This window comes from Diaphorobacter ruginosibacter (assembly GCF_040396215.1).
Classification (GTDB): Bacteria; Pseudomonadota; Gammaproteobacteria; order Burkholderiales; family Burkholderiaceae_C; genus Diaphorobacter_A; species Diaphorobacter_A ruginosibacter_A.
Genome location: NZ_JBEBOW010000225.1, coordinates 1 through 3,189, shown reverse-complemented (window position 1 = coordinate 3,189; position 3,189 = coordinate 1). Strand labels below are relative to the sequence as shown.

At 63.0% G+C, this 3,189-nt stretch carries 2 protein-coding genes; both read right to left on the bottom strand.

Features of this window, described 5'->3' with window-relative positions; translation table 11 throughout:
• Positions 1-28: 28 nt before the first annotated feature.
• Positions 29-1,708: a long-chain-fatty-acid--CoA ligase gene (locus tag ABWP92_RS17040; RefSeq protein ID WP_353236596.1), complete on the bottom strand. Its 1,680-nt coding sequence runs from the start codon at positions 1,706-1,708 to the stop codon at positions 29-31.
• A gap of 302 nt (positions 1,709-2,010) precedes the next feature.
• Positions 2,011-3,189, bottom strand: a 1,179-nt coding sequence (locus ABWP92_RS17035) for an NAD(P)(+) transhydrogenase (Re/Si-specific) subunit beta (protein WP_353236595.1), incomplete at its 5' end; no start/stop codon positions are given.

Genomic DNA, 3,189 nt, shown 5'->3' with positions numbered 1-3,189 from the left:
CTGAGAGCCCGCTCCCGGCGGGGGCTGGCTACTTCCGGTCGCGCAGTTCGCGCCGCAGGATCTTGCCCACGGGGGTCTTGGGCAGGCTTTCCCGGAACTCGATCACGCGCGGGCGCTTGTAGCCGGTCAGGTTGTCGTGGCAGAACGCCTTCACCTGTTCCTCCGTCAGGGCCGGATCCTTCTTCACGATGACCAGCTTGACCGCCTCGCCGGTCTTCTCGTCCGGCACGCCCACCACCGCGCACTCCAGCACCCCGGGCATGGCCGCCACCACGTCCTCCACTTCGTTGGGATAGACGTTGAAGCCGCTCACCAGCACCATGTCCTTCTTGCGGTCGACGATCTTGAAGAAGCCGTTGCCGTCGATGATGCCTATGTCGCCCGTCTTGAAGTAGCCATCCTCCGTCATGACCTTGGCGGTTTCGTCGGGACGCTGCCAGTAGCCGGCCATCACCTGCGGGCCCTTGATGACGATTTCCCCGGACTGGCCCGCAAGGACCACGTCACGCCCTTCGTCGTCGATCAGCTTCATGTAGGTGCTGGGAATCGGCACGCCGATCGTTCCGGTGAACTCCTTCAAGGTGACCGGATTGCAGCTTGCCGAGGGACTGGTCTCGGACAGACCGTAGCCCTCGCAGATCGGGCAGCCGGTCTTTTCGAGCCACAGCTTGGCGACCGCGCCCTGCACCGCCATGCCGCCACCCACCGAAACCTTGAGGTGGCTCCAGTCCACGGTCTTGAAGTCCGGATGATTGGCCAGTCCGTTGAACAGCGTGTTCACCGCGGGAAAACTGTGGAAGGTGTGCCTGGTCAACTCCTTGAGCACCGCCTTCAGGTCGCGCGGATTGGGGATCAGGATGGTTTTGCCGCCCGTGCGCATGGACAGCATCATGTTCACCGTGAAGGCGAAGATGTGATAGAGCGGCAGCGCGCAGATGGCCGTGGGCTGCTCGCCCTGCGGCACCTTGTTCATGACGGGCGCGTTCCACGCCTCGGATTGCAGCACGTTGGCGATGATGTTGCGATGCAGCAGCACCGCGCCCTTGGGAACCCCGGTGGTGCCGCCCGTGTATTGCAGCAGCGCGATGTCGTCGGGGTGGATATCCGGCTTCAGGAAGCGCGCGCGCGAGCCCCGCGAGAGCGCTTCGTTGAACCGCACGGCGCCGGGCAGCGCGTACGGCGGCACGAGCTTCTTCACACTGCGCACGACATAGTTGATGAGCATGCCCTTGAGGGCTCCCATGCGGTCGCCCATCGCGGCCAGTACCACATGCTCGACGGCGGTGTTCGCAATGCATGCCTGCAAGGTGGCAGCGAAGTTCTCGATGATGACGATGGCCTTGGCGCCCGAATCCTTGAGTTGATGTTCCAGCTCGCGCGGCGTGTACAGCGGGTTCACGTTCACCACGACGAACCCCGCGCGCAGGACGGCGGCAACCGTTACCGGATACTGCGGCACGTTGGGCATCATGATCGCCACGCGGTCGCCCTTGGCAAGGCCGAGCGATTGCAGATAGGCAGCCAGTTGGCGGCTCTGCGCGTCCGTCTGGGCATAGCTGGTGTCCCTGCCCATGAAGCTGTAGGCCGTGCGCAATGCATAGTCCCGGAAGGCCTGCTCCATCAGCTCGACCAGCGAAGCGTACTGCGACGGGTCGATATCGGCTGGAACGCCAGGCGGATAGGCGCTGAGCCAGGGACGGTCTGTCATGCTGGGGGTCTCCTGCGTGTCTCGTTGTCAAATGCAAAATCCGTAAATCTCGGGCATTGTCCGGTTCATCGATGATTTCGCGTGTCTGGAATTACCCTAGACAGGTAAAATTTCCGAACGATCGTTCGTTTTTATCATGATCCATTCGACATTGGAGCGAATTCCACCGGCGGCAGCCTCGGTTTAACCCTCGGTAAATGCGCTTTTATTGATTTAAACAGCGTTTGCGCGGACACAGATAAAAGCAAAAAGCCGCGCGGCCCGAAATGCCGCGCGGCTTGCCAAGACTTGAGGCGAAAAGACTACTCGATCGCCTTGCCGATATCCTCGACGACCTTCTTCGCATCGCCAAACACCATCATGGTCTTGTCCATGTAGAACAGCTCGTTGTCCAGGCCCGCATAGCCGGCCGCCATGGAGCGCTTGTTCACGATGACCGTCTTGGCCTTGTAGGCCTCCAGAATCGGCATGCCATAGATGGGACTGCCCTTGGTGTGGGCGGCGGGGTTCACCACGTCGTTGGCGCCCAGGATGATCGCCACGTCGGCCTGTCCGAATTCACCGTTGATGTCCTCCATCTCGAACACCTGGTCATAGGGCACTTCGGCTTCGGCCAGCAGCACGTTCATGTGGCCGGGCATGCGGCCGGCCACCGGATGGATCGCGTATTTCACGTTGACGCCCTTCTCCACGAGCTTGAGCGCCAGCTCCTTGACCGCGTGCTGGGCGCGCGCCACCGCCAGGCCATAGCCCGGGACGATGATCACGGTTTCCGCCTGGCTCAGCACGAAGGCCGCATCGTCGGCGCTGCCGCTCTTGACGGAGCGCTGCACGGCGCCGCCCGCGGCAGCGGCAGCGGTGTCGCCGCCGAAGCCGCCGAGAATCACGTTGAAGAACGAGCGGTTCATCGCCTTGCACATGATGTAGCTGAGGATCGCGCCCGAGCTGCCGACCAGCGACCCCGCGATGATCAGCATGCTGTTGTTGAGCGAGAAGCCGATGCCCGCCGCCGCCCAGCCCGAGTAGCTGTTGAGCATGGACACCACCACCGGCATGTCCGCGCCGCCGATCGGGATGATGATGAGCACGCCCAGCACGAAGGACAGCGCGATCAGCAGCCAGAAATCGACGCGCGACTGGCTGATGGTGAAGCCCGCGATGAAGAACAGCAAGGCCAGCGCAAGCACCAGGTTCAGCATGTGCTGGCCCTTGAACTGCACCGGAGCGCCCTGGAACAGGCGGAACTTGTATTTGCCCGACAGCTTGCCGAACGCGATGACCGAGCCGCTGAACGTGATGGCGCCGATCGCCGCGCCGAGCGCGAGCTCCAGGCGGTTGCCGTGCGGAATCGGCGCGCTGTGGTCGGTGATGCCGAAGGCCCATGGCTCGACCGCCGCGGCCACCGCGATGAACACCGCGGCCAGGCCGATCATGCTGTGCATGAAGGCGACCAGTTCGGGCATCTTCGTCATCTCGACGCG